This is a genomic window from Limnohabitans sp. TS-CS-82 (assembly GCF_002943475.1).
This window is the reverse complement of the sequence record NZ_PTQX01000009.1, coordinates 15,489-41,690: the sequence shown is the minus strand read 5'-3', so window position 1 is coordinate 41,690 and position 26,202 is coordinate 15,489. Positions and strand designations below refer to the sequence as shown.

At 59.7% G+C, this 26,202-nt stretch carries 26 protein-coding genes; 11 read left to right on the top strand and 15 right to left on the bottom strand.

Annotated features, from left to right (window positions below; all coding sequences use genetic code 11):
- Nucleotides 1-29 precede the first annotated feature (29 nt).
- Nucleotides 30-1,091 (top strand): dTDP-glucose 4,6-dehydratase, encoded by a 1,062-nt coding sequence (gene rfbB, locus C5F52_RS17355; RefSeq protein WP_104799632.1) that lies wholly within the window; start codon nt 30-32, stop codon nt 1,089-1,091.
- On the opposite strand, the gene C5F52_RS17350 is transcribed toward rfbB, so the two are convergent.
- The gene (locus C5F52_RS17350) at nt 1,088-2,260 is read right to left on the bottom strand and encodes an ATP-binding protein (RefSeq protein ID WP_104799631.1); all 1,173 of its coding nucleotides are present in this window, start codon (nt 2,258-2,260) and stop codon (nt 1,088-1,090) included. The genes rfbB and C5F52_RS17350 overlap by 4 nt on opposite strands.
- A 119-nt stretch (nt 2,261-2,379) precedes the next feature.
- Between C5F52_RS17350 and C5F52_RS17345 the strand changes: the two genes are divergently transcribed.
- The 5 genes from C5F52_RS17345 to rfbC are packed head-to-tail and all read left to right on the top strand — an operon-like array spanning nt 2,380 to nt 6,413.
- Entirely contained in the window at nt 2,380-2,706 is a 327-nt protein-coding gene (locus C5F52_RS17345) for a DNA-binding protein (RefSeq protein ID WP_104799630.1), read from the top strand.
- A complete protein-coding gene (locus tag C5F52_RS17340) occupies nt 2,703-3,956 on the top strand; it encodes a type II toxin-antitoxin system HipA family toxin (protein ID WP_104799629.1) in 1,254 nt (417 codons plus the stop codon). The genes C5F52_RS17345 and C5F52_RS17340 overlap by 4 nt, the downstream gene beginning before the upstream one ends.
- A gap of 10 nt (nt 3,957-3,966) precedes the next feature.
- Nucleotides 3,967-4,896 (top strand): dTDP-4-dehydrorhamnose reductase, encoded by a 930-nt coding sequence (gene rfbD, locus C5F52_RS17335; protein ID WP_104799628.1) that lies wholly within the window; start codon nt 3,967-3,969, stop codon nt 4,894-4,896.
- Nucleotides 4,893-5,768, top strand: a complete 876-nt coding sequence (gene rfbA / locus C5F52_RS17330; protein WP_104799627.1) for a glucose-1-phosphate thymidylyltransferase RfbA — start codon at nt 4,893-4,895, stop codon at nt 5,766-5,768. Before rfbD ends, rfbA begins: the two co-directional genes overlap by 4 nt.
- A 3-nt stretch (nt 5,769-5,771) precedes the next feature.
- Entirely contained in the window at nt 5,772-6,413 is a 642-nt protein-coding gene (gene rfbC / locus C5F52_RS17325; RefSeq protein ID WP_104799626.1) for a dTDP-4-dehydrorhamnose 3,5-epimerase, read from the top strand.
- 52 nt (nt 6,414-6,465) lie between these two features.
- On the opposite strand, the gene C5F52_RS17320 is transcribed toward rfbC, so the two are convergent.
- The 5 genes from C5F52_RS17320 to galE are packed head-to-tail and all read right to left on the bottom strand — an operon-like array spanning nt 6,466 to nt 13,849.
- Nucleotides 6,466-7,827 (bottom strand): hypothetical protein, encoded by a 1,362-nt coding sequence (locus C5F52_RS17320; protein ID WP_104799625.1) that lies wholly within the window; start codon nt 7,825-7,827, stop codon nt 6,466-6,468.
- The gene (locus C5F52_RS17315) at nt 7,824-8,930 is read right to left on the bottom strand and encodes a glycosyltransferase (RefSeq protein WP_236657904.1); all 1,107 of its coding nucleotides are present in this window, start codon (nt 8,928-8,930) and stop codon (nt 7,824-7,826) included. The genes C5F52_RS17320 and C5F52_RS17315 overlap by 4 nt, the downstream gene beginning before the upstream one ends.
- Entirely contained in the window at nt 8,924-9,940 is a 1,017-nt protein-coding gene (locus C5F52_RS17310; protein ID WP_146100105.1) for a glycosyltransferase family 4 protein, read from the bottom strand. The genes C5F52_RS17315 and C5F52_RS17310 overlap by 7 nt, the downstream gene beginning before the upstream one ends.
- A gap of 28 nt (nt 9,941-9,968) precedes the next feature.
- On the bottom strand, nt 9,969-12,830 hold the full coding sequence (locus C5F52_RS17305; protein ID WP_104799623.1) for a sugar transferase: 2,862 nt from the start codon (nt 12,828-12,830) through the stop codon (nt 9,969-9,971).
- Nucleotides 12,827-13,849 carry a UDP-glucose 4-epimerase GalE gene (gene galE / locus C5F52_RS17300; protein WP_104799622.1) on the bottom strand — a complete coding sequence of 341 codons (1,023 nt, stop codon included), beginning with the start codon at nt 13,847-13,849 and terminating at the stop codon, nt 12,827-12,829. The genes C5F52_RS17305 and galE overlap by 4 nt, the downstream gene beginning before the upstream one ends.
- Before the next feature lie 138 nt (nt 13,850-13,987).
- On the opposite strand from galE, the gene C5F52_RS17295 reads away from it, so the two are divergent.
- Nucleotides 13,988-14,857, top strand: a complete 870-nt coding sequence (locus C5F52_RS17295; RefSeq protein ID WP_104799621.1) for a hypothetical protein — start codon at nt 13,988-13,990, stop codon at nt 14,855-14,857.
- Between the two features lie 47 nt (nt 14,858-14,904).
- Complete coding sequence (gene argB, locus C5F52_RS17290) at nt 14,905-15,777, top strand: acetylglutamate kinase (protein WP_369952879.1); 873 nt, start codon at nt 14,905-14,907, stop codon at nt 15,775-15,777.
- 2 nt (nt 15,778-15,779) lie between these two features.
- On the opposite strand, the gene C5F52_RS17285 is transcribed toward argB, so the two are convergent.
- Nucleotides 15,780-16,847: a malate/lactate/ureidoglycolate dehydrogenase gene (locus C5F52_RS17285; protein WP_104799619.1), complete on the bottom strand. Its 1,068-nt coding sequence runs from the start codon at nt 16,845-16,847 to the stop codon at nt 15,780-15,782.
- Between the two features lie 174 nt (nt 16,848-17,021).
- Here C5F52_RS17285 and C5F52_RS17280 point away from each other — a divergent pair, with 174 nt between their 5' ends.
- The gene (locus tag C5F52_RS17280; RefSeq protein ID WP_104799618.1) at nt 17,022-17,885 is read left to right on the top strand and encodes a fumarylacetoacetate hydrolase family protein; all 864 of its coding nucleotides are present in this window, start codon (nt 17,022-17,024) and stop codon (nt 17,883-17,885) included.
- Nucleotides 17,886-18,203: 318 nt separating this feature from the next.
- Here C5F52_RS17280 and ttcA read toward each other — a convergent pair whose 3' ends face one another.
- From ttcA to C5F52_RS30260, 4 genes are read right to left on the bottom strand one after another with little or no spacing between them, the layout of a single operon-like run.
- Entirely contained in the window at nt 18,204-19,115 is a 912-nt protein-coding gene (gene ttcA, locus C5F52_RS17275; RefSeq protein WP_236657903.1) for a tRNA 2-thiocytidine(32) synthetase TtcA, read from the bottom strand.
- A gap of 2 nt (nt 19,116-19,117) precedes the next feature.
- Entirely contained in the window at nt 19,118-19,486 is a 369-nt protein-coding gene (locus tag C5F52_RS17270; protein WP_104799616.1) for a dihydroneopterin aldolase, read from the bottom strand.
- A 1-nt stretch (nt 19,487) separates the two neighbouring features.
- On the bottom strand, nt 19,488-19,877 hold the full coding sequence (locus C5F52_RS17265) for a dihydroneopterin aldolase (protein ID WP_104799615.1): 390 nt from the start codon (nt 19,875-19,877) through the stop codon (nt 19,488-19,490).
- Nucleotides 19,874-20,782 (bottom strand): SDR family oxidoreductase, encoded by a 909-nt coding sequence (locus tag C5F52_RS30260; protein WP_236657902.1) that lies wholly within the window; start codon nt 20,780-20,782, stop codon nt 19,874-19,876. The genes C5F52_RS17265 and C5F52_RS30260 overlap by 4 nt, the downstream gene beginning before the upstream one ends.
- Before the next feature lie 136 nt (nt 20,783-20,918).
- Between C5F52_RS30260 and C5F52_RS17250 the strand changes: the two genes are divergently transcribed.
- Together C5F52_RS17250 and C5F52_RS17245 are read left to right on the top strand one after the other, a co-directional pair.
- Entirely contained in the window at nt 20,919-22,049 is a 1,131-nt protein-coding gene (locus tag C5F52_RS17250) for a class I SAM-dependent methyltransferase (RefSeq protein WP_104799614.1), read from the top strand.
- A 16-nt stretch (nt 22,050-22,065) separates the two neighbouring features.
- The gene (locus tag C5F52_RS17245; RefSeq protein WP_104799613.1) at nt 22,066-22,260 is read left to right on the top strand and encodes a DUF2905 domain-containing protein; all 195 of its coding nucleotides are present in this window, start codon (nt 22,066-22,068) and stop codon (nt 22,258-22,260) included.
- Nucleotides 22,261-22,377: 117 nt separating this feature from the next.
- Here C5F52_RS17245 and C5F52_RS17240 read toward each other — a convergent pair whose 3' ends face one another.
- The 4 genes from C5F52_RS17240 to C5F52_RS17225 form a co-directional block, all read right to left on the bottom strand.
- Nucleotides 22,378-23,601, bottom strand: coding sequence for a multifunctional CCA addition/repair protein (locus C5F52_RS17240; RefSeq protein ID WP_104799612.1), 1,224 nt, complete (start codon nt 23,599-23,601; stop codon nt 22,378-22,380).
- A 34-nt stretch (nt 23,602-23,635) separates the two neighbouring features.
- Nucleotides 23,636-24,328 carry a glutathione S-transferase gene (locus C5F52_RS17235; protein WP_104799611.1) on the bottom strand — a complete coding sequence of 231 codons (693 nt, stop codon included), beginning with the start codon at nt 24,326-24,328 and terminating at the stop codon, nt 23,636-23,638.
- A 109-nt stretch (nt 24,329-24,437) separates the two neighbouring features.
- Nucleotides 24,438-25,157: a glutathione S-transferase family protein gene (locus C5F52_RS17230; protein WP_104799610.1), complete on the bottom strand. Its 720-nt coding sequence runs from the start codon at nt 25,155-25,157 to the stop codon at nt 24,438-24,440.
- A 73-nt stretch (nt 25,158-25,230) separates the two neighbouring features.
- Nucleotides 25,231-26,154: a complex I NDUFA9 subunit family protein gene (locus C5F52_RS17225; RefSeq protein ID WP_104799609.1), complete on the bottom strand. Its 924-nt coding sequence runs from the start codon at nt 26,152-26,154 to the stop codon at nt 25,231-25,233.
- Nucleotides 26,155-26,202 lie beyond the last annotated feature (48 nt).

The window sequence follows — 26,202 nt, the reverse complement described above, 5'->3', positions numbered from 1 at the left end:
CATAACATTTACTTTTTAAAAACTAAACCATGACCATCCTCGTCACCGGCTGCGCCGGCTTTATCGGCAGCAATTTTGTTCACACGTGGCTCGGCAGCTCTGACGAGCTAGTGATCAACCTCGACAAGCTCACCTACGCAGGCAACCTCGCCAACTTAGACGGGCTCAAAGGCGACCCCCGTCATGTGTTTGTGCAAGGCGACATTGGCGACACCACTTTGGTGCCCCAGTTGCTGGCGCAGTACAAGCCTCGCGCTGTGCTCAACTTCGCGGCTGAGAGCCATGTGGACCGATCCATTCATGGCCCAGGCGACTTCATTCAAACCAACGTGATGGGCACGTTCAACCTGCTGGAATCGGTGCGCGCTTATTGGCAAGACCTGCCAGCGGCCGAGAAAGAGGCTTTCCGCTTTTTGCATGTGTCCACCGACGAGGTGTATGGCACGCTGTCGCCCTCAGACCCGCCGTTTGCTGAAACCAAAAACTACGAGCCCAACAGCCCGTATTCAGCCAGCAAAGCCGCCAGCGACCACTTGGTGCGTGCTTGGCACCACACCTACGGCTTGCCCGTGCTGACCACCAATTGCAGCAACAACTACGGGCCTTACCACTTCCCCGAAAAGCTCATTCCCTTGGTGTTGCTCAACGCCTTGGCGGGCAAGCCGCTGCCGATTTATGGCGACGGCCAACAAGTGCGCGATTGGCTGTACGTGCAAGACCACTGCCGCGCCATTGCACGCGTGCTCGAAGGGGGTAAGCTGGGCGAGACCTACAACATCGGTGGCTGGAACGAAAAGCCAAACCTCGAGGTGGTCCACACCCTGTGCAGCGTGCTCGATGAGTTGCAGCCCCGTGCGGATGGCAAGCGCTACGCCGAGCAAATTACTTACGTCAAAGACCGCCCCGGCCACGACCGCCGCTACGCCATTGACGCCCGCAAGATTGAGCGTGAGTTAGGCTGGAAGCCCCAAGAAACCTTCGAGACCGGCATTCGCAAAACCGTGCAATGGTATTTGGCCAACCAAGCTTGGGTTGAGGGCGTGACCAGCGGTGCTTACCGTCAGTGGGTGGGCAAGCAATACGGCGCTTAAGGCGATTCACCTTGGCTAAGTGCGACGTCTTTCCAGCTCCACACGTCAAGACCTTCCCGCGCGTAGCTGAGGGCCCCGCCGTAGACGAGGGCAGGTTGCAGGCTCTCCGCTTGTGCAATTGATTGCCATTTTTTGAGGCCATTGGCCCAGTCTGAGGCGAAGGTGCTGCCTGATTTGATTTCTAGAGGGCGCAGTCCTGCGGGCGTTTCGCTCAGGACGTCGATCTCGTTGCCCGTGCTGTCGCGCCAGAAATAGAGGTCAGGCGGCAGCCCCGCGTTCAGGCGTTGTTTATAGAGCTCACTCACCACCCACGTTTCAAAAAGTGCACCGCGCGCGGCATGGGTTTCAAGTGTTTCTGCGTTGCGTATGCCCATGAGCCAAGCTGCCAAGCCTGAGTCTAGAAAATAAAGCTTCGGCGTTTTGACCAAGCGTTTGCCGAAGTTGCGATGGTGCGGGCGTAGCAGTGTCACGATGTAACTCGTTTCGAGCACCGAGATCCATTGCTTCGCTGTGACTGCGCTGATGCCGCAATCGGCCCCCAGAGACGCCAGATTGAGCAATTGTCCCGTTCTAGCGGCGCACATTTTGACAAAGGTCTGGAATTGCCCCAAATCGCGCACGGCCACCAGTTGTCGAACATCGCGTTCGACATAGGTGGCGATGTAGTTGCTGAACCAGTCTTGCGTGGAGACTTGACGGTCATACAAGGCTGGGTAGCCGCCTTGTAAAAGTGCTTGACTCGGCGAGTTTGGCAATTGATGGGCGGCGGTTAATTCCGCCGCACACAGAGCCAAAAGTTCAACCCGAGCAACGCGCCCAGCCAGTGTTTGGGTAATGCCTGCAATCAGGTCAAATTGCGCTGAACCGGTCAACACAAAATCTCCCATCAGGCCCCGTTCATCGACCCAACCTTGCAGCCATGACAACAACTGCGGACAGCGTTGAACTTCATCCAAGATGGCGCCATTTGGAAACCGCGCCAAAAATCGTTTGGGGTCGTTGTGTGCAAACTCACGCTCATCTGGGTTTTCTAGCGTGATGTAAGGCTTGTCATTGAAGACGGCTTTGCTCAGCGTGGTTTTGCCTGATTGGCGAGGTCCGGTGATGGCCACAATGGGGAATCCTTGAGCCAATCGAACCAAAGTTGTAGCAGCGTGACGAGGAATCATTTTTACAAATCCAAATTTCAAATTTCGATTTGCAAATTCTAGAGCCATTATTTGTTGCGATATGTTTTTTTTAACGACTTTAAATAGCACAAAAATTCATATTTGTGCTATCTTAAGTCATGCCTAAATCTTCTGGTCACAACGATTTCTTGCCGCCGCCTGCTGCGCAATCTGTCGTCGCGCTAGGTCAAAGTTTGGCCTTGGCGCGTCAGCGACGCAAAGAGTCGCTGCGCAGTTGGGCGCAACGCATGGGCGTGGCGGTGCGCACGTTGCAGCGCATGGAAAAGGGTGACCCAGGGGTGGGCATGGGGGTTTACGCCTTGGCCATCTGGCTTGTGGGGCGCTCTCAAGCCTTGGCCGATGTGGCTCTGCCCGAGTTCGACATGGTGGCGCTGGACGCCGAAGTTCAAGCTGCACAAAAACGCGGTCGCCGCTCTGCCCCATGAGCGCCATTGCATTGCCCGAAATTTTGTTCCTTTGGTGGTTGGGGCAACCCAACTCACCTCGGTTTGTAGGCACATTGCGGTGGGTGCGTCGGGCGCAACAGCAGCAGGCTGGCGTATCGTTGCGCTACAGCGCCGAGTGGCTGGCAACGGGGTTTGCATTGAGTGAAGACCTGCCGTTGAGAGATGCCGAGTTCATGCCTACCGAGCCCGATGCCGCCGCGGGTGCGGTGGATGATGCCCGCCCAGACCGCTGGGGCGAGCGGGTGATTCGTTTGCTCATCAAGCCGCAGCGTTTGTCGACTTTGGATTATTTGTACTTTGCGGGCGATGACCGTTTTGGTGGTTTGGGTGTCTCGACCTCCGAGGCTGTCTACACACCCTACGAGCACGGAGCCTTGCCGCAGTTTGCCGATGTACAGCAAGTTCACGACTTGGTGCGCCGTGTCGAAGCGGGTGAGATGCTGGCCGAGCCGCTGCGCCATTGGGTGGCCCCAGGCGCGACGCTGGGCGGCGCGAAACCCAAAGCCTTGTTGGCGATGGATGGCGCGCAATGGGTGCTCAAATTTGCCGAGGCGGGTGAGGTGTGTGACAGCGGCGTTGTCGAACACGCCTGCATGATGTTGGCCGCACAAGCAGGTATTGATGTTTGTGAAACGCGCCCCATCGCCTACCAACACGGCTCCACCATTCGCCATGCCGTGGCCGTTCGACGCTTTGATCGCATGGCGCACCAGCGTTTGCACGCTGTCTCTGCACATGTGGCGCTGCGTGCCGCGGGGGTTGACTATGGCTACCCCGAGTTGGCTTTGTTGCTGCGCAGACGCGGCGACGCAGCGCACATTCACGCGAACGGCGAGCAGGTGTTTCGCCGCATGGTGTTCAACATCGTGATGGACAACACCGACGACCATGAAAAAAACCATGCGCTGCTGTGTGTCAACAACGTGAGCAACTCCTATAGCTTGGCTCCCGCATTTGATGTGTTACCCGCAGCGCAAGCACTGGGTTATCAGTCCATGCGTGTGGGTCAGCTTGGTGCAGCTTCTACGTTGGATAATGCTCTTTCTGAGCACAAATCTTTCGGTATGACGCTGGCGCGAGCCAAAGACGTGATGGCGGAGGTGGTGAGGGTTGCCGATGCTTGGCCAGAGCACTTCGCAAAGGCGGGTGTGTCTGCGCAAGATGTGGCTGTTTTGGCGCAAGCGATTGACCGACCTTTTTTACAAAGCCAACGCTTGACTTGGTTATGAACTTAATTTGATGAATTCTTCTGCACAACGTCTTTTGTTATTGGGTGCCAACGGCCAGTTGGGTCACCAGCTCGCTGTGCAACTGCAACAGTTGGGCCAAGTCAAAGCGCTCACCCGTGCCGAGGCCGATTTGGCCAACCCTGCGGCTTTGCGCGAGACCTTGGGCAACATTGCCAAAACCTTTCACCCCACGGTGATCGTCAATGCCGCGGCCTATACGGCCGTGGACAAAGCGCAAACCGAAACCGAGTTGGCGCATGCGGTGAATGCTTCGTCGCCTGTTGTGTTGGCGGAGTTGGCCAAGGCGCACAACGCCACGCTGGTGCATTACTCCACCGACTACGTGTTTGACGGCGCTGGCACCAAGCCTTGGCAAGAGAGCGACACCACGCACCCGTTGTCGGTGTACGGCCAAAGCAAGCGCGATGGCGAGTTGGCTATTGCCGCCCTTTGCCCCAAGCATTTGATTTTGCGCACCAGTTGGGTGGTGGGTGCCTACGGCGGCAACTTCTTAAAAACCATGCTACGTCTGGCGGCCGAGCGCGATGCTTTGCGCGTGGTGGCCGATCAAATTGGCGCCCCCACCAGCACCGAGTTGCTGGCAGAGGTGACGGTCAAGCTGTTGCAGGCCATGAGCACCGCCGCCGACAACGATGCGCGTTGGGGCGTTTACCACTTGGCGGCAGCCGGTGAGGTGTCGTGGCATGGCTATGCGCAGCACGTCATTGCGGGCGCTTTGCAACGCGGTGCCAACCTCAAAGCCAAGCCCGAGGCGATCAGCCCCATCACCACGGCGGAATATCCGGTGCCTGCACCGCGTCCGCTGAACTCTCGTTTGAACACGCACAAATTGCAAACCACATTTGCGCTCACCCTGCCTGCTTGGCAAGTGGGGGTGGACGCCATCCTCGATCACATCATTTCTGGAAAATCATCATGACCAAACAACGCAAAGGCATCATCTTGGCCGGTGGCTCGGGCACACGGCTTTATCCAGTCACGCAGGCGGTGAGCAAACAGCTCATGCCCGTGTACGACAAGCCCATGATTTATTACCCACTCACCACGCTCATGCTCAGTGGCATTCGCGAGGTGTTGATCATTTCCACCCCGCAAGACACGCCGCGATTTACCGAGCTGTTGGGCGACGGCAGCCAGTGGGGCATGCACATCGAATACGCGGTGCAGCCTAGCCCCGATGGCTTGGCGCAAGCTTTCATCATCGGTAAAAACTTTGTGGCCGACCACCCCAGCGCCTTGGTGTTGGGCGACAACATTTTTTATGGCCACGACTTGGTGAAGCAACTCGACAACGCCAACCAACGTACCAGCGGCGCCAGCGTGTTTGCCTACCATGTGCACGACCCCGAGCGTTATGGCGTGGTGGAGTTTGATGGCGAGTTCCGTGCCTTGAGCATCGAAGAAAAGCCCAAAGCCCCCAAGAGCAACTACGCCGTGACGGGCCTGTATTTTTACGACGAGCAGGTGTGCGACATTGCCGCTGATGTGAAGCCCTCGCACCGTGGTGAGCTAGAAATTACCGATGTCAACAAGCGCTATTTGGAGTTGAACCAATTGAGCGTCGAGATCATGGGCCGTGGTTACGCGTGGTTGGACACAGGCACGCACGAGAGCCTGATGGAAGCCGCCAGCTTCATTGCCACCTTGCAAAAGCGTCAAGGCTTGATGGTGGCGTGCCCTGAAGAAATTGCGTTTCACCAAAAATGGATTGACGCTGCGGCGCTGCAGAAGTTGGCTGCGCCGTTGTCTAAAAACGGTTACGGCCAATACCTGTTGAACTTGCTGAAATAAACCATGCCTTACCAAGTGACCCCCACGCCCATTGAGGGCGTGTTGATTTTGGAGCCCAAGGTGTTTGGCGATGCGCGGGGCTTCTTTTTTGAAAGCTTCAACGCCCGTGACTTTGAGAAAGCCACAGGCATTCAGCGCACCTTCGTGCAAGACAACCACAGCAAATCGGCCAAGGGCGTGTTGCGCGGCATGCACTACCAAGCGCAAAACCCGCAGGGCAAGTTGGTGCGCGTCACGCAAGGCGCGGTGTTTGATGCAGTGGTCGACATTCGCACTGGTTCTAAAACCTATGGCCAGTGGCACGGCTTAGAGCTGTCAGCCGAGAACAACAAGCAGTTGTGGATTCCCGAGGGTTTGGCCCACGGCTTTTTGGTGACCAGCGACAGCGCCGAGTTTTTGTACAAAACCACCGATTACTACAACCCCGCCTTTGAGCGCAGCTTGTTGTGGAACGACGCAGATGTGGGCATTGATTGGCCTTTGCATTTGTTGGATGCCGCGCCTTTGCTAGCGGCTAAGGATGTTGCGGCTTCGACGTTGAAAGATATGTCTAAGTGGTTGGCAGATTTTTATACCCAAACCTCGCCACTTCCAAGCGAGTTCTTAGCTCAACGCGAAGACGTGCAGCCTGAATCCCGCGATTGAATGCCAGAGAGTTTCATCGCGTGCCAGGCTTGGCGGTCGAAGAGTGGCGCACTTAACGCAACCGCGCCATCCAAGTTGTCAGCCCAAATAGCCCCAAGCTGCTGACCAGCGCAAAGGTCAGCATGTGTTGTGCGGCATCCATGGGTTGGGCGAAACCAAGCGGTGCCAGCAACACCACCGCTTGCAGCAGCGCCAACCCCATACAAGTCCATGAGTAACGCGCCGCTGCATGGGTTTGAAAAGGCCGGTGGCTGAAGGCGGCAGAGATGCAAGCACAGCCTTGCCACAGCACCAGCGGCACGATGTAGGCCCACACGCCGTCCCAGCGTGTGTCTAGCCATTGCCAGTTCAACGCCAGCGCGCACACGCCACCCAGTACAACAACGGCACTGAAGGCAGAGAGTCCTAGCCAAACGGCGGCTTTGTGATGGCGTTGCCTCGTTGTCGACAGAAAGTTTTTAGATGGGGCGCTTGCATGGGCCTCTATGTCTTGCTTTTCATGTGGCCCTTGCGCCAAAACCACCTGCGCCCAAGCCATGTGTACCACGGCGGGCACAAAGCCCAGCACGCGCAGTAAGGCCGTCATCCAACCCGTTTCTTGTGCGCCGTAGAGGCGTTGCCACACGACAACCAAGGCTGTGGCCAGCAGGGCGTCGGCCAAGGTGTGGGCCATGCGCAATGTTGCGCTGCGGTTGTCGGATTGTTGAGGTGAGGGCGCATCAGACGCCTGCGATGAAGCTGCTGCCAAATGAACTTGCGCCTTCGCTACAGACTTCTCGGCCCCATTTCTTGGCTGTGCCGACGTTTGGCAAATCGCAGGCACCAACCAAGCTGCGCCCACGGCGTAACCCAAAATGGCAGCGATGACCAAGACGGGTAAATCTTGCAGGTTCGCTGATGCGGGGGGCATGTCTTGCGAGGTGCCCATATGCGTGAGCCACGCCGTTGTCAGCGCAAACAACGCAGCCGTCAACGGAGGCAACACACGCACCGCGGCTTGCTGCCACGCGCTGCCTGCGCGCAAGCTGTAGCTTTGCGAGAGCAAATTGCCCATCTGAAAAAACGCGAGCAGCAGCACCCACAGCAAAGCGGGCCACAGGCTGAGGTGGCTCAGCCATAAGGCGAGGGCGGCAAAGGGTAGCAGCAGCAGACCACGCCGCACACTGCTTCGCCACGCGAGTCGCAGCGCTTGGTCAGCAGGTGTGTGGACGTTGGCCAGCAAACCCAACGGCGCTTGTGCCAAAGCCAAAGTCATCCAGAAAAAACCGACTTGGCTGAGCACCGAAAACTCGCCCACTTCTTGCGGCGTGAACAGACGCAGCATGAGCAAGGCAAACGCGATTTGGGTGCCAAAGGCCACCAAGCTGGACAGCGCCACGGTGTGGCTGGCGCGGAGGAGTTTGAGCCAACTCATTCAGTGCGCTCTCTGGCTAAAGGCATGGGCGGCTGAGGTGAGTTGTGCGAGGGCGTGGCACTGACGTGCGAGGCGTTAATATGCAGCTTTTTCCAAAGCGGCAAGTGGCGCAGCAAGGTGGGCCAAGCCAGTGTCTGCACATCAGGCACACGGTACGGATAAGCGTCTAAAGCTTCGCCAAAGCTGAAGACCCACGTCTCAGGATCGTCGTTGAGCAGGTGAAAGTTGCCCTCAAAGTGCGTGGCAAAGTAGCGCACCCACGCGTAGTCGTTGCTGACCACGGGCAGGCCCACGGCGCAGTATTCCAAGAGCTTGGTCGAGGTTTGTTGGTGGTACGGCGCGACGTTGCTGACCAAGTTCAGGCCGAAGCGAGCACGTAGCAAATGGTGCGGCACTTGCGCATGCGGCACACGGCCTGTGCAGCTGACCGAGGGCTGCAGGGCCAAGCGCAGGTCGTCAGGCACGTCACCCACCAGCAGTAGCGTGCGGTTGGCGTCGTGAATGCTTTGCAGCAGGGGCAAGAAGGGCGTTAGGCGGCTCATTTCGCCGAGGTAGACCAAGTCAAACTCAGCGTTAAGACCGGTCTCATTGTTCGCGAGCACATCGCCCTGAGCGTGGGAAGCGTTGCCAGTAAGCGATGGCGCTTCTGTTTGAGGCTGCGTTTCTCGCGCGTCTAAAAAGTGCAGCGCCACGCCCATGTCGCGCAAATTGCTGGGCACGCCGTCGGCAAAGCCTAGGCGCTGACGCACCCAGGCGTTTTGAAACAGCCGAAAGTCGGGGCGGGGTTGGGTCCAGTGTTTGACTTGGTCTTTCAGCCACGCATAAGGAGGCACCGAGGCCGAGGCGTATTCGTGAATTTGAAAGGCATCGCGCAAGCGACGTGCTTCCGCGTGAGGCACGCGTCCGCAGATCCACCACACCACTTGGGCGTTGTCGGGCACGGTGGTGCTGGTGTCGTGGATGTGGGCTTCATGGCCGTGGGCGGTGATGAACTGTGCGTAGGCGTCTAGCTCGGGCAAATACGAGGGGCCATTGCGCACGAAGTGCACACGCACCAAGGGCTTTTTGTCGGCGGTCTTCAAGGCTTCCAGATCGCTCAGCATGTGCGCAGCACCTTTTGCCATTGTCCAACAAAGCCGTCGAGGGAGTGACGCGCCACGATGCGGGCCATGTCGGCTTGCACTTGCTCGGGGGGCAGGCTGAGCACGGTCATCACCGCTTCGGCCAGCGCGACGGGGGTGTCGCCACGGGCCAAGAGGTAGGGGGCGTCGCGGTCGAACAACTCGCGCATGGCGGGGATGGGCAAGGCCACGCAGGGCACGCCGCACGCGAGCGATTCCAAGGCGGTCATGGGGCAGCCCTCGTAGCGCGAGGTCAGCAGCGTCATGTGCCAAGGTTGGTACAGGCTGGCGCCGCTGGGGTGTTTGCCCAAGAAGTGCACGCGGCCTTGGTAAAGCAAGTCCATGCCGTCGTGCACGAGTTTGCGGTGCAAGGGGCCTTCGCCCACCACACCGAGTTGGGCGTGATGGGGCAAAAAGCGCAAGGTTTCTAGCAAAAAGCCGGGCTGCTTTTCTTCCGACAAACGGCCCACATAGCCCAGCAGCAAGGGCGCCAAGCCTTCACCGCCGTGACCCGCGTGCACATGCAGCGGCTGGCCGGGGGGCAAGTCGCCCAAACCGTTGGGCACCACGGTGCAGCTTTGTCGGGGCGCTGTTTGTTTGACAAAGCCCATCAGCGAATCTTGGGTGGTGCGCGAGACGCACACAAAGTGGCTGACCTGTTTGTAAAGCAGCTTGAGCCAGAGTTTTTTGAGCGTCGAGGCGCGTGCGGTGTGCAGCACGTCTTGCAGCGGGCCATGCACCCAGCTGACCAACGGTTTGCCGGTGATGGCTTTGAGTGCCGCGCCCGCGTAGGTGGGGCCAAAGTTGTGCGTGCCCACGATGACGTCGTGCTGTTTGGCGGCTTGCACCAAGGTGCCCCAAGCGGTTTGTCGCCACGGCAGGGCGGTGACTTGCCAGCCTTGCGCGATCAAGCCATCGGCCAAGGTACGCGACATGGTTTGCACGCCGCCCCAAGACGATTCTTCTAGCAATAAAACGCGGCGTGAACTCATGGGTGTATCGAAGACGGCAAGGCAAGCCTCACCGAGCGCCAAACCCTGTGCAAATGGTTTTGACGGTTTTGGCCGCAATCAGCAGGTCCAAGGCCAACGAGTAGTGCGCCACGTAGTACAGGTCGTAGCTGAGTTTGAGGCGAGTGCTGTCTGTGCTGTCGGCATAGCCTTGCTGCACTTGGGCCCAGCCGGTGAGGCCCGGGCGCACGAGGTGGCGGTAAGGGTAGCTGGGGATGGTGGTGGCGAATTCGCGCACAAACGGCGCTTGTTCAGGACGTGGGCCAATCAGGCTCATGTGGCCGCGCAGCACGTTCCAGAGTTGGGGCAATTCGTCCAAGCGGCTGCGTCGCAAAAAGTGGCCCACTCGGGTGATACGCGGGTCGTCGGCTTGCGCAAAGTGCACGCCCGGTGCTTGCAGGCCGTGCACCATGCTGCGGAATTTCCACAGCCTGAACAGCTGGCCATCGCGGCCCACGCGCTGTTGAGAAAACAGCGCAGGCCCTTTCGAGTCCAAGCGAACCGCTGCCGCCACCGCCAAAGACAGGGGCAACCAAAGCGGCGTCATGGCGACCAAGGCCACCAAGTCGAGCAGGCGTTTGATGCGGTCGTAGCCGGGGTCGTTGTCGATCTCCCACAGGCTGTCGGCGGCGGTGGGCAGCATCTTGCGGCCACTCATGAGTTCGGCCACGGCTTCGACGCTGTATAGGCGCAGGTGCTGCATCTTCAATTGGCCCAGCAGCTGCGTGCGCTCGGGCGTGGTGGGCACATGGCGGTCGAGCACCAAGCCGTCGCAAGCGGGCAGGGCGGTGTTGGCGCGTGGGTTCCAGTGTTGCAAATCGACCGCGCGCGGGTCCAGCGCTTGCGGGTGCAAGCAGGCAGCGAGTTGGGCGGGCACGCTGGCATCCAAATGCACCAAGCGCAGGGCGCGGTGTTTGACCAAGCGCTGATGGCCCCACCACAGCCACAGGCTGGTGACCACATAGGCCCACAACACCGCCGCGCGTGAGTAAGGCTGTTGCAGCAAGGCAAAGCCCAACGGCGTCAGCACAAACGGCGCTACGGTGGACACCCACAGCACGCCGCTGCGCTCGGCCACGGGCAGGTGCGAGGCGCGCATGAGCAAGTGGCTGGCCACGATGTAGGGCAACACGCACCACCACAGGGTGTCGCCAAATTGGTAGGTCATGACCCCAGCGTCTTGCAGCAACTGGGCGGCGACCAAGCTGGGTGGCAGCATCCAAGCGCCCCACAGGGCCCAGCTTTGCAAGGCATCGCGGCGGCGCACCGAGGCAGACACCAGGGCCGAGCCCACGGTGTGTTCGTCGGCTTGGGGGCGCGAGGTGGCAGCGTCGTCGCGCAGGCATTGTTGGTAGACGGTCATCACGCGCTCGGCCATCTGCTCGACGGCGAAGTTGCCCTCGAAACACTGCTGAGCGGCGCGGCCCAAGCGTTTGCGCAAATAGGGCTCGCGCACCAAGCGCATGAGTTGCTCGGCCACGGCCTCGGGGGTGTTGGCGACCAGCAGGCCTTCTTGGCCGGGGATGAGTTGCTCGCGAATGCCGGGCAAATCGCTGGCCAAAATGCCCAGGCCCGCGCGCATGGCTTCGAGCACGGTGATGGGCATGCCTTCGTGGTCGGAGAGCAGCACAAACACATCGTGTGCGGCAAGCAGCTCGCTCACGTTGTTCACGTCGCCCAGCCACGTGACTTCTTGCAAATTGAGTTCTTGTGCCAACGCCTCGTGCGCGGCGCGCAGCGGCCCGTCACCCGCCAAGCTGACGGCCAATTCGTAGCCCAGCGTGTTGCGCACTTGCGCCAAAGCGCGCAGCAGCACGTCGTGGCGTTTGGGCGCTTTCATGCGCGCCACCATGATCAAGCGTGGCTTGGTGGTGTGCACGCTGACGGGGGCGGCTGGGGTGTGGGAGTTCGAACTTTCGTCGAATGATGAACCTAAGCTGGTGCTCTCTGTCGCATCGACTGTGGCGGCCTCGTCGGCAGACGTCATGGGCAGTGGCGTTGCTAATTTGGCAATGCCGTTGGGAATGATGTGCACCCGCTCTTGCGCGATGGGCAGTTGATAGGCCAGCTCGCGCTCGTGTTTGGAGACGCAAATCATGTGCGTGGTCGAGCCCGACAAGGCCCGCTCAGCCAGCGACGCCATTTGGCGACGCAGCCACGGAATTTCGGGTTTGAAGCCAAATCCGTGCACGGTGTAGACCACAGGGCGTGCCGTGCGTTGGCAGGCCAAGCGTGCGGCCAAGCCCGCGATGGCGCTGTGCGCTTGAATCAAATCGGGCGGCGTGGCCGCGATCAGTTGGGTGAGCTTTTGGACTGCAGGCCACAAGCGCCACGGGTTGAGCGACTCCACCATCTCGGGCATGGGACACACGGTGACGCCCAAGGCGCGCAGTTGTTGGCCCAACACGGAAGCTTCTTCGGGGCCACCAATCACCACAGTGAAGTGAATGCGCGATTGCAGCGCTTCGCACAACGCCAGCACATGCGACTGTGCGCCGCCCGCTTCGCCCTTGGTGATGACCAGCATCACATGGGGTTTGGCGGTGTTGTTTTGGGCCTCAGCGTCCGCCGCTGGCTTGGCCCACGGGTTTTGACGTGTGGGCGGGGTGGGCACCAAGTTGGCCAATTGCAAGGTGGCTTCGACGTCGACGCTGGGCATGGGGGCTGGCGCGGGGGCCGCCTCCGGCAGCAATGCTTCTGCTGCCGCGCTGGGCGTTTCGACGGGCACATCTGCCAAAGCGGCCTCAGGCGCTTCAACTTTCGCTGACGTTTTGCGTTTGGCGCGTGGCTTTTTGACGGCCGCTACAGGCGGGGCGTCTTGGGCCGGAAAGTCGTCAAACAGGGACAGCGTGCCGTCGTCGGGGTTTTTCATAGGGGGGTGTCGAAGCCTTGTGGGTTCATCGATTGCCAGCGCCAAGCATCGGCGCACATGCGGTCGAGGCCGAGTTCGGTTTGCCAGTTCAGCAAGGCTTTGGCTTGGCGCGCATCGGCCAAGCATTGCGCCACGTCGCCGGGGCGGCGGGGCACCACGTTGTGCGGGATGGGCACGCCGTTGACGCGGGCAAAGGTGTCCACCATGTCTTGCACGCTCACGCCTTGGCCGGTGCCGAGGTTGACGGTCAAAAGTTTGGGTGTGTCCAAGGCGCGCAGGGCGGCCAAGTGACCGGCGGCCAAGTCGACCACATGCAGGTAGTCACGTACGCCAGTGCCGTCGGGCGTGGGGTAGTCGTTGCCAAAAATCTGCAAGGCTTCGCGCTGGCCCAAGGCCACTTGCGTGATGTAGGGCATGAGGTTGTTGGGGATGCCGTTGGGCGCTTCGCCCAGCAAGCCGCTTTCGTGCGCGCCCACGGGGTTGAAGTAGCGCAGGATGGCGATGCTCCAGCGTGGGTCGGCAGCGTGCAACTCGCGCAGCGCGTCTTCGCACATGAGCTTGCTGCGGCCATAAGGGTTGGTCGCGGTCAGCGCAGCGGTTTCGGGAATGGGCACGCTGACGGGGTCGCCGTACACGGTGGCCGACGAGCTGAACACGATGCGGCGCACGTTGGCGCGGTCCATGGCTTGCAGCAGGTTGATGGTGCCGCTGACGTTGTTCTCAAGATAGCGCAGGGGTTGGGCCACCGACTCGCCCACCGCTTTGAGGCCCGCAAAATGGATGACGCCTCCAAAGTTGTAACGCGCAAACAGCGCGTCTAAGGCGGCTGAGTCGCGGATGTCGGCCTGCACAAACTCGATGGGGCTGGCGTTGAGGCGGGCCAAGCGGTCCAGCACTTTGGGGCTGGAATTGCACAAATTGTCCAAAATCACCACGGGTTGACCGGCTTGAGCCAGCGTGACAACCGTGTGTGAGCCAATAAATCCGGTGCCGCCGGTGATCAAAATAGGTGGTGTCATGGTGGAATTTACGTGAGTTACACAATTATCTACCGCCGCTGTGTATCTGCCGCCCTAAAATAAATGTCAGCACGAGGCCCAGTGCACGGTTAGCGCGGCCTCTGGCGGTTTTCTATCTTTTACCTTTTTAGTACTTTCATGAAACGTCAACACCCCACACATTCCACGGCGCATGGCAGCGCTGAGTCTTGCATCGCCCTCATTGACGCCCGATTTTTGGCGTGGTTGCAAGGTCAAACAGACGGCGGGCAAGAGCATGTCCGTCAGCAATTGCACGGTTTGTTGGGCAACGCCTTGGCCCACAACGGCTTGGACTTGAACCTGCGCCGCATTTATTGGTACAGCGACACCCCCGATGACCAAGCGTATGACGCGCAAATCAGCCGCGCCGTGATGCCTCACAGCCAAGACGGCGGTTTGTCGATGTTGCGCACTTTGGGCGCGGATTTGAAGCGTTTGGCCGAGCGCGGTGCGTGCGACCACATCTTGGTGGGCAGCGACGACGAGCGTTTGCTGGCGCTGATTGACGAAGCGCAGTTGCATGGCGTGGCCGTGCATTTGTTGGCCGATGAAGCCTCGCGCAACATGAGCCAGCTCAACCGCGACGACCCAGGTTGGGCGCGTTTGCTGTCGCAAGCCGACCACCGTGTGGTGTTGGGTGCGCAAGCCTTGCGTGATGGTGCTACGCCGCGCCACGCCAGCTCCATGCACGCCGTGGCTCCGATTGATCCCGAGCAATTGCGTACGCAACTGGGCACCGTGATCAACACCTGGTGGGCCGATGAGCCTGAAGATTTGCGCGAAGAACTGCGCGAAGAGTTGCAAAACACACGCGGCATTCCGCAAGAGGTGGACCGCCAGTTGCTGTTGGGTGTGCGTCGTGTGTTGGAGCGTGCGTTGAGCTTCCAAGAGAAAAAGCTGTTGCGCGAAATGGTGCGCGACCTCGTGTTGGGCCCACAAGCCGCACAAAGTTTGGCATCGTCACCTTCGGTTGACCACGCAGACTGAACACCTCTTTACCATCCCAAAAACTCACCCTGACGGAGTTACACCGCATGAGTAATTTGTCTCCCGCTGACATCCTGGCCCAGGCCTTGCCTTACATCCGCAAATTCCACGGCAAAACCTTGGTCATCAAATACGGCGGCAACGCCATGACCGACCCCGCGCTGCAAAAAGCGTTTGCCGAAGACGTGGTGTTGCTCAAGCTGGTGGGTATGAACCCTGTCGTGGTCCACGGCGGCGGCCCGCAAATTGAAACGGCCTTGAAGCGCTTGGGTAAAACCGGCGAGTTCATTCAAGGCATGCGCGTGACCGATGCCGAAACCATGGAAGTGGTGGAGTGGGTGTTGGGCGGCGAAGTGCAGCAAGACATTGTGGGCTTGATCAACCAAGCCGGCGGCAAGGCCGTGGGTTTGACGGGGCGCGACGGTGCCATGATCCGCGCCAAAAAACTCAAGCTGCACGACACGCAAGACCCGAGCAAAGAGTACGACGTGGGCCAAGTGGGCGACATCGTCAGCATCGACCCCAGCGTGGTGAAGGCGCTGCAAGACGACGCCTTCATCCCCGTGATCAGCCCCATTGGCTTTGGTGAAAACAACGAGAGTTACAACATCAACGCCGATGTGGTGGCGGCCAAATTGGCCACCGTGCTCAGCGCAGAAAAATTGTTGATGCTCACCAACATCCGCGGCGTGCTCGACAAAGCGGGCGAGTTGCTGACCGAACTCACGCCACGTCGCATTGACGAGTTGTGTGCCGACGGCACCATCAGCGGCGGCATGATTCCGAAGATTGCGGGTGCTTTAGATGCCGCCAAGAGCGGCGTCAACGCGGTGCACATCATCGACGGTCGCGTGCCGCACGCCATGCTGCTGGAAGTGCTGACCGAGCAGGCGTTTGGCACCATGATTCGCTCGCACTGAGCTCAGAGCGTGACGCCCACTTTGCGTGCGGCGTCTTGAATTTCTTGCCAAGTGGCATCGTCGACGACGATGCCATTTTTTTTGCGTGCCGCGCGTGCCGCACGTTCGGGCTCACCGGCCACCAACACGCCGTCGCTGTGCGGGCTGGCGGGGCTTTGGCGCAGCCAGTCGATGAAGGCCAAGGTTTCTTGCGCAAAGCTCAGTTGTGTGCCCAAGGCTTTGGGGTCGATGATGATGCTGAGCATGCCGTTGTAGACCGAGCGCTTGGCGTCCGCCGCCCGGTGCCAGGTGCCGCCGCCACTCAAAGCGCCGCCCAGTAACTCGCAGGCCACCGCCAAGCCAAAACCTTTGTGCTCGCCAAACGGCATGAGGGCGCCATAGCCGCCATTGCTTTGCGGCACCACCACCACGCCGGGGCGGTTGGTGGGTTGGCCGTGTTCGTCGATCAAGGTGCCGGGGGCGACTTCTTTGCCTTCGTTGTGGGCCACGCGCATCTTGCCTTGGGCCACGCGGCTGGTGGCGAAGTCGAGCACAAAGGGCTCGCGGGTGGTGTCGTCTAGGCCCACCGGAATGCCAATGCAACACGGGTTGGTGCCAAAGCGGCCATCGCCACCGTGCCACGGGGCCACCACGGGGCGAGAGAGCACATTCACAAAATGCAGCGACACCCAACCGCGCGCCACCGCCATCTCGGCGAAGTGACCAATGCGACCCAAGTGGTGCGCATGCGCGAGCGACATGATGCACGCGCCGTGCTGCGCGACGCGCTCAAACGCGAGGTTCATCGCTTGCACGCCCACGGTTTGCCCAAAGCCTTGCTGGCCGTCGAGGCCCAGCAGCATGCCGCTGTCCACCCGCACTGCGACGTCGCTGTTGGGCGTCAAGCCGCCTTCCAAAATGGCATCGATGTAGCGGGGCGCCATGCCCACGCCGTGTGAGTCGTGGCCGCTGAGGTTGGCCATCACCAAGTTGGCGGCCACTTCTTGGGCTTCGCTGGCGCTGCTGCCGGCGGCCACAAAAATGCGGCTGATCTGTTGTTCAAGGTCTTGGGCTTGGAGGGTGATGGGCATGGGTTTTAACTAGGTTGAGAAGTGGCTTAATCGTCATACCATAATATTCTTGTGTGCCGCGCATGGCGACTCGGGGAAACCAGTAAACACCTTGGGTGCTGTCACGTGGGTGCGGTTTGACCGTTTTGTGCGCGTCATAATTCTTGAGACATTTTTTAACCCGAAAGGCAATTCATGAAACTGGTTCGATATGGCAACCCCGGCAAAGAAAAGCCCGGACTGATTGATGCAGCAGGCAAGTTGCGCGACCTGAGCAAGGTCATCAAAGACGTGACCCCCGATCAACTCAGCGACAAAGCGTTGGCCAAAATCGCCAAGCTCAACACCGAGAAGTTGCCCTTGGTCAAAGGCAAGCCACGCATGGGTTGCCCCGTTGCCAACATCGGCAAGTTCTTGGCCATCGGCCTGAACTACGCCGACCACGCCGCAGAGTCGGGCATGCCGATTCCCAAAGAACCCATCGTGTTCACCAAAGCGATCAGCTGTATCCAAGGCCCCAACGACGACGTGATGTTGCCCAAGGGCTCGGTCAAGTCGGACTGGGAAGTGGAACTGGGCATCGTCATCGGCACACAAGCACGCTATGTGTCGCAAAAAGACGCGTTCAACTTCGTGGCCGGCTACTGCTTGATCAACGACGTGAGCGAGCGCGAGTACCAGTTGGAGCGCGGTGGTTCATGGGACAAGGGCAAGGGTTGCGACACCTTCGGCCCCATCGGCCCTTGGTTGGTGACGCGTGACGAAGTGCCGAACCCACAAAAGCTGGGCATGTGGTTGGACCACAATGGCGTGCGCATGCAAAACGGCAACACCAAGACCATGATTTTTGGCGTGGCCAAAATCGTGAGCTACGTGAGCCAGTTCATCACCTTGATGCCCGGCGACGTGATTTGCACGGGCACGCCTCCTGGCGTGGGCATGGGCATTAAGAAAGACGGCAAGTCAGCACCTGTGTACTTGAAGCGTGGTGACACCATGACTTTGGGGATTGATGGTTTGGGCGAGCAACATCAGAAGGTTGTGGCTTTCAAAGCCTAATTTCTTTTTGCGCCTACTGAAAACCACTCTTCGGAGTGGTTTTTTGTTTGCGCTCCGGTGAGGGCGCATGACGCACATGGGGTGCGGCGGCTTCCTCATGATGGGTACATAAAATCGTCAGCCGCCGCACCCCATGCGCGTCATGCTTTGGGTTGTTCGAAGTGATCTATGCGTGAAGCGTACGAGCGAAGCAACGTACTTCGCAGACTTCGGGGAGGGGCTTAGGGCGGGTGACGATTTTATGTACCCATCATGAGGAACCCGCCCTAAGCCCCTCCCCGAAGCGAGCTCAGCAAAAAGCAGAGCCCAGCAAAAAGATCAAAGCGTCACCACCTGCAACCCCAGCAAGCTAGGCATCGGAAACTCTTCACGATCAAACCCTTTGTCCCCATCTTCCGACGCAACCCCGGTGGTCACCAAGTTCTTGAAATCAAACTTCGTGTGATCCATCAAATGCGAAGGCACCACGTTTTGCATCGCTGCAAACATGTTCTCAATGCGTCCCGGAAACTTCTTTTCCCACTCACGCAACATCTCGCCCACCACTTGGCGTTGCAAGCCGTCTTGGCTGCCACACAGCGTGCAAGGAATGATGGGGAACTGGCGCACTTTGGACCAGCGCTCTAAGTCTTTCTCGGCCACGTAGGCCAAGGGGCGAATCACCATGTGGTCGCCGCCGTCGCTCACCAGTTTGGGGGGCATGGCTTTGAGCTTGCCGCCGAAGAACATGTTCAAGAAGAAGGTTTGCAAGATGTCATCGCGGTGGTGGCCCAGCGCGATTTTGTTGCAGCCCAGCTCGCCCGCCACACGGTACAAAATGCCGCGACGCAAGCGCGAGCACAGGCTGCACATGGTTTTGCCTTCGGCAATTTTTTCTTTGACGATGGAGTACGTGTCTTGCGTTTCGATGCGGAACTTCACGCCCACTTGCGCCAAGTATTTGGGCAACACATCGGCAGGAAAGCCGGGTTGCTTTTGGTCGAGGTTGACCGCAATCAATTCAAAGCTGATGGGCGCGCGCTTCTGCATCATCAGCAAGATGTCGAGCATGGCGTAGCTGTCTTTGCCGCCGGACATGCAGACCATGATCTTGTCGCCTTCTTCGATCATGTTGTAGTCCACGATGGCTTGGCCGACTTGGCGGCACAGGCGTTTTTCGAGCTTGTGGTTTTCGTGCTCGATCTTGATTTGTTTCGGGTCTTTGTTGAGGTCTTTTTCAGCGGTCGTCATAGTCACCATTGTCCTGTTTCCATGCGAATGGCCACTTCGCAGTCTTCAAAAATTTCTAGCTTGGCGATTTTCACGCGCACGCCCAGCACGCCCGGCAGTTGCATGAGGCGGTGGGCGAGTTTGCCGATCAGCGTTTCGAGCAGGTTGACGTGCTCAGCCGTGCATTCGGTGATGATGATTTGGCGCACCTTGCGGTAGTCCAACACATGGCAAATGTCATCGTCGTGCGGCAGCAGGGGTTGGGTGCCCAAGTTCAATTCGGCATCGACTTGAATGGGTTGCGGGTCGGTTTTTTCGTGCTCCAAGATGCCGAGGTTGGCATCAAAGCGCAGGCCGGTGAGGTTCAAAATTTGGGTGCCTTTGCTGGCCATGTCAGAGCACTCCGGGTTTGGCGCGGAAGGCCTCGACGCCCACGGCTTCGCAGTCGGGGTACACGTCGGGTTTGCGGGTGGACACGCGTGCGGCCATCACGCCGGTGTGGTCGAGCAAGCGGGTCAAGATGTCGTCGCACAGCGTTTCTTGCAGGCCGATGTGGCCGCGTGCAATGCGTTCGTGCACGACGGCGCGCACAAAGTCGTAGTCGACCACTTCGTCGATGCGGTCGTCTTTGGGGCGTGTGCCTTCGAACGAGACATACAAGTCCACATCGATGATGAGGCGCTGCGGGGCTTGCTGCTCAAAATCATGCACGCCAATGCTGGCTTGCACGGTGAGGCCGGTCAAAAAGAGACGGCGGCAGTTGAGAAGAAGGGTGTGGTTCATGATTTGAAAAGCTCCTCGACGACAAACATCACGTCACGGGCCAGCGGGACCAAGTGCTGGCCGTTGTCAACGCGAAGGGTGGTGCCGGTGATGCTGGCGTTTTGGGCCAAAAACAGCACGCTGCTGGCCACGTCAGCGGGGTTGATGGGCTGGCGCAGCAAGTTGGCTTGTGCGGCGCGGTTGAAGTTGTCTTGGGTTTGTGGGCCGCTCAGGTACATCAGGCCCGGGGCCACGGCGTTCACGCGCAAAGTGGGCGCGAGCGATTGGGCTTGCAGGCTGACCGCGCGCTCCAGCGCGAGCTTGGACAGCGTGTACGAGAAGTAATCGGGGTTGAGGTTGTAGACCTTTTGGTCCAGCACATGGATCACGCAGGGTTTGGGCTGGTGCGAAGCAGAAGCAGAAGCAGAAGCAGAAGCAGAAGCAGAAGCAGAAGCAGAAGCAGAAGCAGAAGCAGAAGCAGAAGCAGCTAAGGTTGCGGGTGCGGGTGCGGGTGCGATTTGCTCTGGCGCTTGCTGCGAACTCGCATGCAGCTTCGCTAGCCATTTGCCAAAGCGCATGGGCGCCATCAGGTTGACCTTGAGCTGTGCCAAGGCTTGGGCTTCGTCAAAGCTGTCGCCCTCGTCGGGCACAAACAACGAGGCGTTGTTGACCACGCAGCGCAAGGCTTGGCCGGTTGTGGCCACGGTCGTGTCAAAAATGCGTTGGCAGCTGGCCTCGTCTTCCAGTTCACCTTGCACTGCCAACGCGTCCACGCCCAAGGCGCGCAGCTCGGCGCACAAGGCGTGCGCTTGTGCGTCGGAGCGGTTGTAGTGGCAGGCCACATTCCAGCCCGCGCGTGCGAAGGCCAGACCGATTTCGCGGCCTAAGCGAACGCTGCCGCCGGTGATGAGTGCCCAAGAGCGCATGGTGATGGGGTGCCCCTAATGTGAATGAAGTGATGTTCGGTGAGGTGAGCGCGGCGAACCGTCTGACAGCCCGCAGCCTTAGATCCCACCGTCGGCAGCCCTGCCGCCGTGAGGTTCGCGTTACGATCTGCACCGCATGAATTCTCACCAATTATCCAACGACCCGGGCCAGCAGGCCTTGTATACCCTGATTCAACGCAGCATTGCCAATGCGGGCGGCTGGTTGGGGTTTGACCGTTTCATGGCTTTGGTGTTGTACGCACCCGGCATGGGCTACTACGCCAACAGCTTGCGCAAGTTTGGTTTGACCCCTGAAAGCGGCAGCGACTTTGCCACCGCACCCGAAATGTCGCCGCACTTTGGCCGCACGTTGGCGCATCAAGTGCGCGAAGCCTTGCAGGTGACCGGCACCGACGAAGTGTGGGAGTTTGGCGCCGGTTCGGGCGCCTTGGCCCTGCAGTTGCTCGACGCCTTGGGTGACGCCGTGCAGCGCTACACCATCGTCGATTTGTCGGGCAGCTTGCGGGCCCGCCAGCAAGAGACGCTGAAAGTCCATGCCCACAAAGTGCGCTGGGTCGATGCCTTGCCCGAGCAACTGAGCGGTGTGGTGGTGGGCAATGAAGTGCTCGACGCCATGCCTGTGCAACTGTTGGTGCGCAAAAGCGGCGTTTGGTACGAGCGTGGCGTGGTGTGGCGTGCAGACGCTGCGCCCCTGCAATGGGAAGACCGCGTGACCGACTTGCGTCCGCCGGTTGACGTGCCCGGCGTCCACGATTACCTCACCGAGATTCACAGCCAAGCAGAGGCGTTTGTGGCCACCTTGGCTGACCGATTCAAAGCGGGTGAAGCTGCCACGGGCCAAGGCGGCGCGGCGTTTTTGATCGACTACGGTTTTCCTGAAGGCGAATACTTTCACCCCCAGCGCCACATGGGCACGCTCATGTGCCACCAGTTGCACAAGTCGGACACCAATCCGCTGCAGGACGTGGGCGCCAAAGATATCACCGCGCACGTCAACTTCACCGGCGTGGCATTGGCCGCGCAAGATGCGGGGCTTCATGTGCTGGGCTACACCACCCAAGCGCACTTCTTGATCAACTGCGGTTTGCTGCCGCCTTTGGTCGATGCCTCCGTGGCCGAAAAGGCGATGGCCCAAAAGTTGATCACCGAGCACGAAATGGGCGAGTTGTTCAAGGTGGTGGCCTTGGGCACGTCCGAGTGGGAGCCCATGGGCTTCGCGCAGGGCGACCGCAGCCACACGCTGTGACGCCAAGGAGCGCTGCATGTTTCGCTGGTTGATCGTGGTGTTTTTGGCGTTGTTGTTGATCAACAGCATCACGCCGTGGTTGCAAAAACTGGGCTTTGGGCGGCTGCCTGGCGACATTCGGTTCAAGATTTTTGGACGCGAAATTTTCATTCCGCTCACTTCGACCATCCTCCTCAGCCTCGTGTGCGCGGGGATTTCCAAGATCTTGTGAAATTCGGCTGGCGCGTGGATGCCAATCGGAGAGGGGGGTGCCTGCGGCAGCGACATCGAGCTGCGAAGCGGCGGAGGAGCAGAGCAGGCACCTCCCTCTCCGATTGACGCGATAGGGCTAACTCAATGCGGCGGCTATTGCGGCTTCTCTGGCGCTGTCTAGGCGCTTGCCGATGGCGGGGCCCTTGAGTCCTTCTTGCAAGGCTTGGGTACTCACGGCAGCGCTGTCGACGGACTGAGCCGCCTTCAGCAATAAAGCCAACCTCGGTCCTTGCGTATACGCCTCGTCTTCTTTGCCCAAGCGCCCACGCGCATCGCATTCGCACGCTTGCAGTGCCAATAAAAAACGTTCAGGGCGGCGCAGTGCGTCGCAGCGCACCAGCAGGCGCAGCACGGCTTCGGCGCCAAAGCCGCCGCTTTGGTGGATGTTGCCGTGTTCACGCGCCACCAGTTCGGCCAATTCTTTGCATTCAACGGGCACGCGCCAACGTGTGCACACGGCGCGGGTGAGTTTCTCGCTGCGCTGTTCGTGGCCAATGTGGCGCGGCAGCACGTCGGCCGGTGTGGTGCCTTTGCCGAGGTCGTGGCACAGGCAGGCAAAGCGCACTTCGAGTGGCGCGTTCATGCGCGCCGAGGCATCGAGCACCATTTCAAGGTGAATGCCGGTGTCGATTTCGGGGTGGTACTCGGCGCGTTGCGGCACGCCGTAGAGTTTGTCGACTTCGGGCAGCAGGCGTTGCAGCGCCCCGCAGTCGCGCAGCACTTGCAGCATGCGCGAGGGGCGGCTGGCCATGAGGCCGCGCGAGAGTTCTTGCCAAACGCGCTCGCTCACCAAGGCGTCGACTTCGCCGTTCTCCACCATCTCGCGCATGAGCGTCACGGTTTCGGGGGCCACGGTGAAGTCGGGAAAGCGGGCGGCAAAGCGGGCGAGTCGCAAGATGCGCACGGGGTCTTCGCGGAAGGCGTCGGTGACGTGGCGCAGCACTTTGGCTTGGATGTCGCGCTCGCCGCCGTAAGGGTCGATGCGCTGGCCGTGGGCGTCTTGGGCGATGGCGTTGATGGTCAGATCGCGGCGCGCCAAGTCTTGCTCTAGCGTGACGTCGGGCGAGGCGTGGACGGCAAAGCCGTGGTAGCCGCGTGCGGTTTTACGTTCGGTGCGGGCGAGGGCATATTCTTCGCGAGTGTCGGGGTGCAAAAACACCGGAAAGTCGCGGCCCACAGGCACAAAACCTTGCGCGACCAAGGCCTCAGGGGTGCTGCCCACCACCACCCAATCGCGGTCTGCCCCAGGGTAGCCCAACAGGGCATCGCGTACGGCGCCGCCGACCAAATATGTGTTCATGCCACGAGTGTAAAACGTGGCGTTTGCCGTCGTGTCAGGCTTGCAAACTGGGTGTTTCGTGGATGAAGAAGTCGGCGTCTTGCTCGGCTTTGGCGATCCACTCCGCCACGCTCGGCAGCGCAAGAATGCGGCTGATGTAGGCCTGAACAGGCGGCGAAACGGGCAAGGCGTAAGTGCGGATGCGCATGCACATCGACACAAAGTAAGCGTCAGCGATGCTGAACTGACCAAACAGCATGGGGCCACCGCTGAGTTTGAGCTGGGTTTGCCACATGTTGACCAAGCGGTTCAGGTCTTCACAAAAGGCGTTATTTTTGTGAATCAAACGCTCGCCAATACTGGGCAGCCGTGCATCGATGTTCATGGGGCACATGGCGCGCATTTCTTGAAAACCGGCGTGCATTTCTGCACAGAGGCTGCGTGCACGGGCGCGGGCGGTGCGGTCGGTGGGCCATAAATTCAACTCGGGGTGAACTTCCGCCAAGTACTCGCACATGGCCAAGGAGTCCCAAATGGAGGGGTTGCTGCCCAGCGAGGGGTCGACCAAGACGGGCAATTTGCCCAAAGGGGTGACGGCACGCAGCGCTTTTTTGAGTTCGAGGCTTTCTGTGGCGTCACTGCGCACGGGTTGTTCGTTGAACGCAATGCCTGCTTGCTTCATGAGCACCCAAGGACCCATAGACCAAGCGTCGGTGTTTTTGTTGCCAATGAATAGTGTGTAAGACATGAGCGCCTCATTAAATGAATACTTTGGATTATATTGACTTAATGAATACTTAAGATTTACTTCAATTTATTCATTGTTAATTCTTGTAATTCTGTGGTTTTTGTTGTTTTTAGGCGACGCTTGGGGCCGGGCTTGCGCGGGTTCGGTAAGGCTCCTCAAACGGCAAAAAGTCGTGCTCTGCCAAGGCTGCCGACACCCACGCCACCACGCTAGGCAAGGCTAAAACGTGCGTCACATAGGCTTGCACATCATCGGGCAGAGGCAATGCATAGGTGCTCAGTCGCAGGCAAACGGGGGCGAAATAGGCGTCGGCGATGGTGAAGTTGCCAAACAGCAGGGGCCCGCCACTGCGAAGAAATTGGTGTCGCCACAGGCTGATCAAGCGCTGCACGTCGTCGCGCAAATGGGCGTTGTCGCGCCACAAGCGCGCACCGACGTCGGGCAACACGGCTTCAATGTTCATCGGGCAGAGTGAGCGCAGCGCGCCAAAGCCCGCGTGCATTTCGGCGCACAGGCTGCGTGCACGGGCGCGGTCGGCGGTGTCGGCGGGCCAAAGTTGGCTGTCGGGGTAACGCTCGGCGAGGTATTCGCAAATCGCCAAAGTGTCCCAAATGGCGGTGTCGGGGCCCAAGCTGCTGTCGAGCAGCACAGGCACTTTGCCGATGGGGTTGATGGCTAAAAGTGACTGTTTGAACTGCGACTGCGCATCGAAACTGTCAAACCGCACCCGCTGTTCGGTGAAGGCCAAGTTGGCTTGTTTGAGCACCAACCACGCCCGCATGGACCACGAGGAGTAGTTCTTGTTGCCAATGACCAGCGTGAGTGACATGAGGGGTTTCCGATTGGTTGGGCTGAGACTTTCGGTGTGAAGTATAAATAGTTAATTTGGTTGCAAGTTTCTGTCAGTCACTCACCACCGCTGCGGGAAAGATACTCAGCAACGGGCTTGGTTGGCGCAGCCCCAAGGCGGCCAATCCGGCCGCATGCCCACTGGCCACGTTGTCGACCTTCATGGAGGCCAAGTTGTCGCGGCTCATCAGCGTGGGGCCGGGGGCGAGCTCCATCAGCACGGCTTGCAGCCAGCCGATGGCGTAGGGCAAGGGCAGCACGGGGCGTTCATGGCCGATGTGTCTGCCAGCGATGTGCACCAGTTCAGCCAAGGTGAACGCGTCGGGACCGCAGGCTTCGTAGGTCTGCCCAGCGGTGGTGGGGTTTTGCAAGCAGGTGACGATGGCCTGTGCCACGTCTTGCACCCACACGGGTTGAAAACGTGTGCCAGCGCCCGCCAGAGGCATGACCGGAAACACCGTTTGTAGCTTGGCAAACAGGTTGATGAAGGCGTCGTCGGCACCAAAAATCACACTGGGGCGCAGCAGCGTCAGGGCGAGGTCCGAGGTTTGCACGGCTTGTTGCAACACTTGCTCGCCGTGGGCTTTGCTGCGTTGGTACAACGATGGGCCTTGTGGATCTGCCCCCAAAGCGCTGATGTGTACCAAGCGGGTCACGCCTTCGGCTTTGCAGACCTTGGCCAAGGTGCGCGGCAGTTGCACATGCACGCGGTCAAACGCAGCAGCGTCGCCGTGCAGGATGGCTACCAAATTGACCACCGCATCATGGCCACGCACCAAGGCTTGCAGCTGTTTGGCGTCGTGCACATCGGCTTGGATGACCTCCACACCCGGCAGCATTTGCACGCTGCGTGCAGGCAGGCGGCGGGTGGGTACGGTGACGCGGTGGTGCAGGCGACACAGCGCTTCGCAGACATGGCTGCCCACGAAGCCGGAGCCACCGAGGACGAGGATTTTTTGAGGTGCAGCGGTGTTCATCCCCACAATGTAAATTGAGTTCGCGTGTTGTGCCCAGCCAAGGGCCTC

Coding starts and splice junctions, on each gene's coding strand:
- rfbB (WP_104799632.1), top strand. CDS start 30: ATGACCATCCTCGTCACCGGCTGCGCCGGCTTTATCGGCAGCAATTTT.
- C5F52_RS17350 (WP_104799631.1), bottom strand. CDS start 2,260: ATGATTCCTCGTCACGCTGCTACAACTTTGGTTCGATTGGCTCAAGGA.
- C5F52_RS17345 (WP_104799630.1), top strand. CDS start 2,380: ATGCCTAAATCTTCTGGTCACAACGATTTCTTGCCGCCGCCTGCTGCG.
- C5F52_RS17340 (WP_104799629.1), top strand. CDS start 2,703: ATGAGCGCCATTGCATTGCCCGAAATTTTGTTCCTTTGGTGGTTGGGG.
- rfbD (WP_104799628.1), top strand. CDS start 3,967: ATGAATTCTTCTGCACAACGTCTTTTGTTATTGGGTGCCAACGGCCAG.
- rfbA (WP_104799627.1), top strand. CDS start 4,893: ATGACCAAACAACGCAAAGGCATCATCTTGGCCGGTGGCTCGGGCACA.
- rfbC (WP_104799626.1), top strand. CDS start 5,772: ATGCCTTACCAAGTGACCCCCACGCCCATTGAGGGCGTGTTGATTTTG.
- C5F52_RS17320 (WP_104799625.1), bottom strand. CDS start 7,827: ATGAGTTGGCTCAAACTCCTCCGCGCCAGCCACACCGTGGCGCTGTCC.
- C5F52_RS17315 (WP_236657904.1), bottom strand. CDS start 8,930: ATGCTGAGCGATCTGGAAGCCTTGAAGACCGCCGACAAAAAGCCCTTG.
- C5F52_RS17310 (WP_146100105.1), bottom strand. CDS start 9,940: ATGAGTTCACGCCGCGTTTTATTGCTAGAAGAATCGTCTTGGGGCGGC.
- C5F52_RS17305 (WP_104799623.1), bottom strand. CDS start 12,830: ATGAAAAACCCCGACGACGGCACGCTGTCCCTGTTTGACGACTTTCCG.
- galE (WP_104799622.1), bottom strand. CDS start 13,849: ATGACACCACCTATTTTGATCACCGGCGGCACCGGATTTATTGGCTCA.
- C5F52_RS17295 (WP_104799621.1), top strand. CDS start 13,988: ATGAAACGTCAACACCCCACACATTCCACGGCGCATGGCAGCGCTGAG.
- argB (WP_369952879.1), top strand. CDS start 14,905: ATGAGTAATTTGTCTCCCGCTGACATCCTGGCCCAGGCCTTGCCTTAC.
- C5F52_RS17285 (WP_104799619.1), bottom strand. CDS start 16,847: ATGCCCATCACCCTCCAAGCCCAAGACCTTGAACAACAGATCAGCCGC.
- C5F52_RS17280 (WP_104799618.1), top strand. CDS start 17,022: ATGAAACTGGTTCGATATGGCAACCCCGGCAAAGAAAAGCCCGGACTG.
- ttcA (WP_236657903.1), bottom strand. CDS start 19,115: ATGACGACCGCTGAAAAAGACCTCAACAAAGACCCGAAACAAATCAAG.
- C5F52_RS17270 (WP_104799616.1), bottom strand. CDS start 19,486: ATGGCCAGCAAAGGCACCCAAATTTTGAACCTCACCGGCCTGCGCTTT.
- C5F52_RS17265 (WP_104799615.1), bottom strand. CDS start 19,877: ATGAACCACACCCTTCTTCTCAACTGCCGCCGTCTCTTTTTGACCGGC.
- C5F52_RS30260 (WP_236657902.1), bottom strand. CDS start 20,782: ATGCGCTCTTGGGCACTCATCACCGGCGGCAGCGTTCGCTTAGGCCGC.
- C5F52_RS17250 (WP_104799614.1), top strand. CDS start 20,919: ATGAATTCTCACCAATTATCCAACGACCCGGGCCAGCAGGCCTTGTAT.
- C5F52_RS17245 (WP_104799613.1), top strand. CDS start 22,066: ATGTTTCGCTGGTTGATCGTGGTGTTTTTGGCGTTGTTGTTGATCAAC.
- C5F52_RS17240 (WP_104799612.1), bottom strand. CDS start 23,601: ATGAACACATATTTGGTCGGCGGCGCCGTACGCGATGCCCTGTTGGGC.
- C5F52_RS17235 (WP_104799611.1), bottom strand. CDS start 24,328: ATGTCTTACACACTATTCATTGGCAACAAAAACACCGACGCTTGGTCT.
- C5F52_RS17230 (WP_104799610.1), bottom strand. CDS start 25,157: ATGTCACTCACGCTGGTCATTGGCAACAAGAACTACTCCTCGTGGTCC.
- C5F52_RS17225 (WP_104799609.1), bottom strand. CDS start 26,154: ATGAACACCGCTGCACCTCAAAAAATCCTCGTCCTCGGTGGCTCCGGC.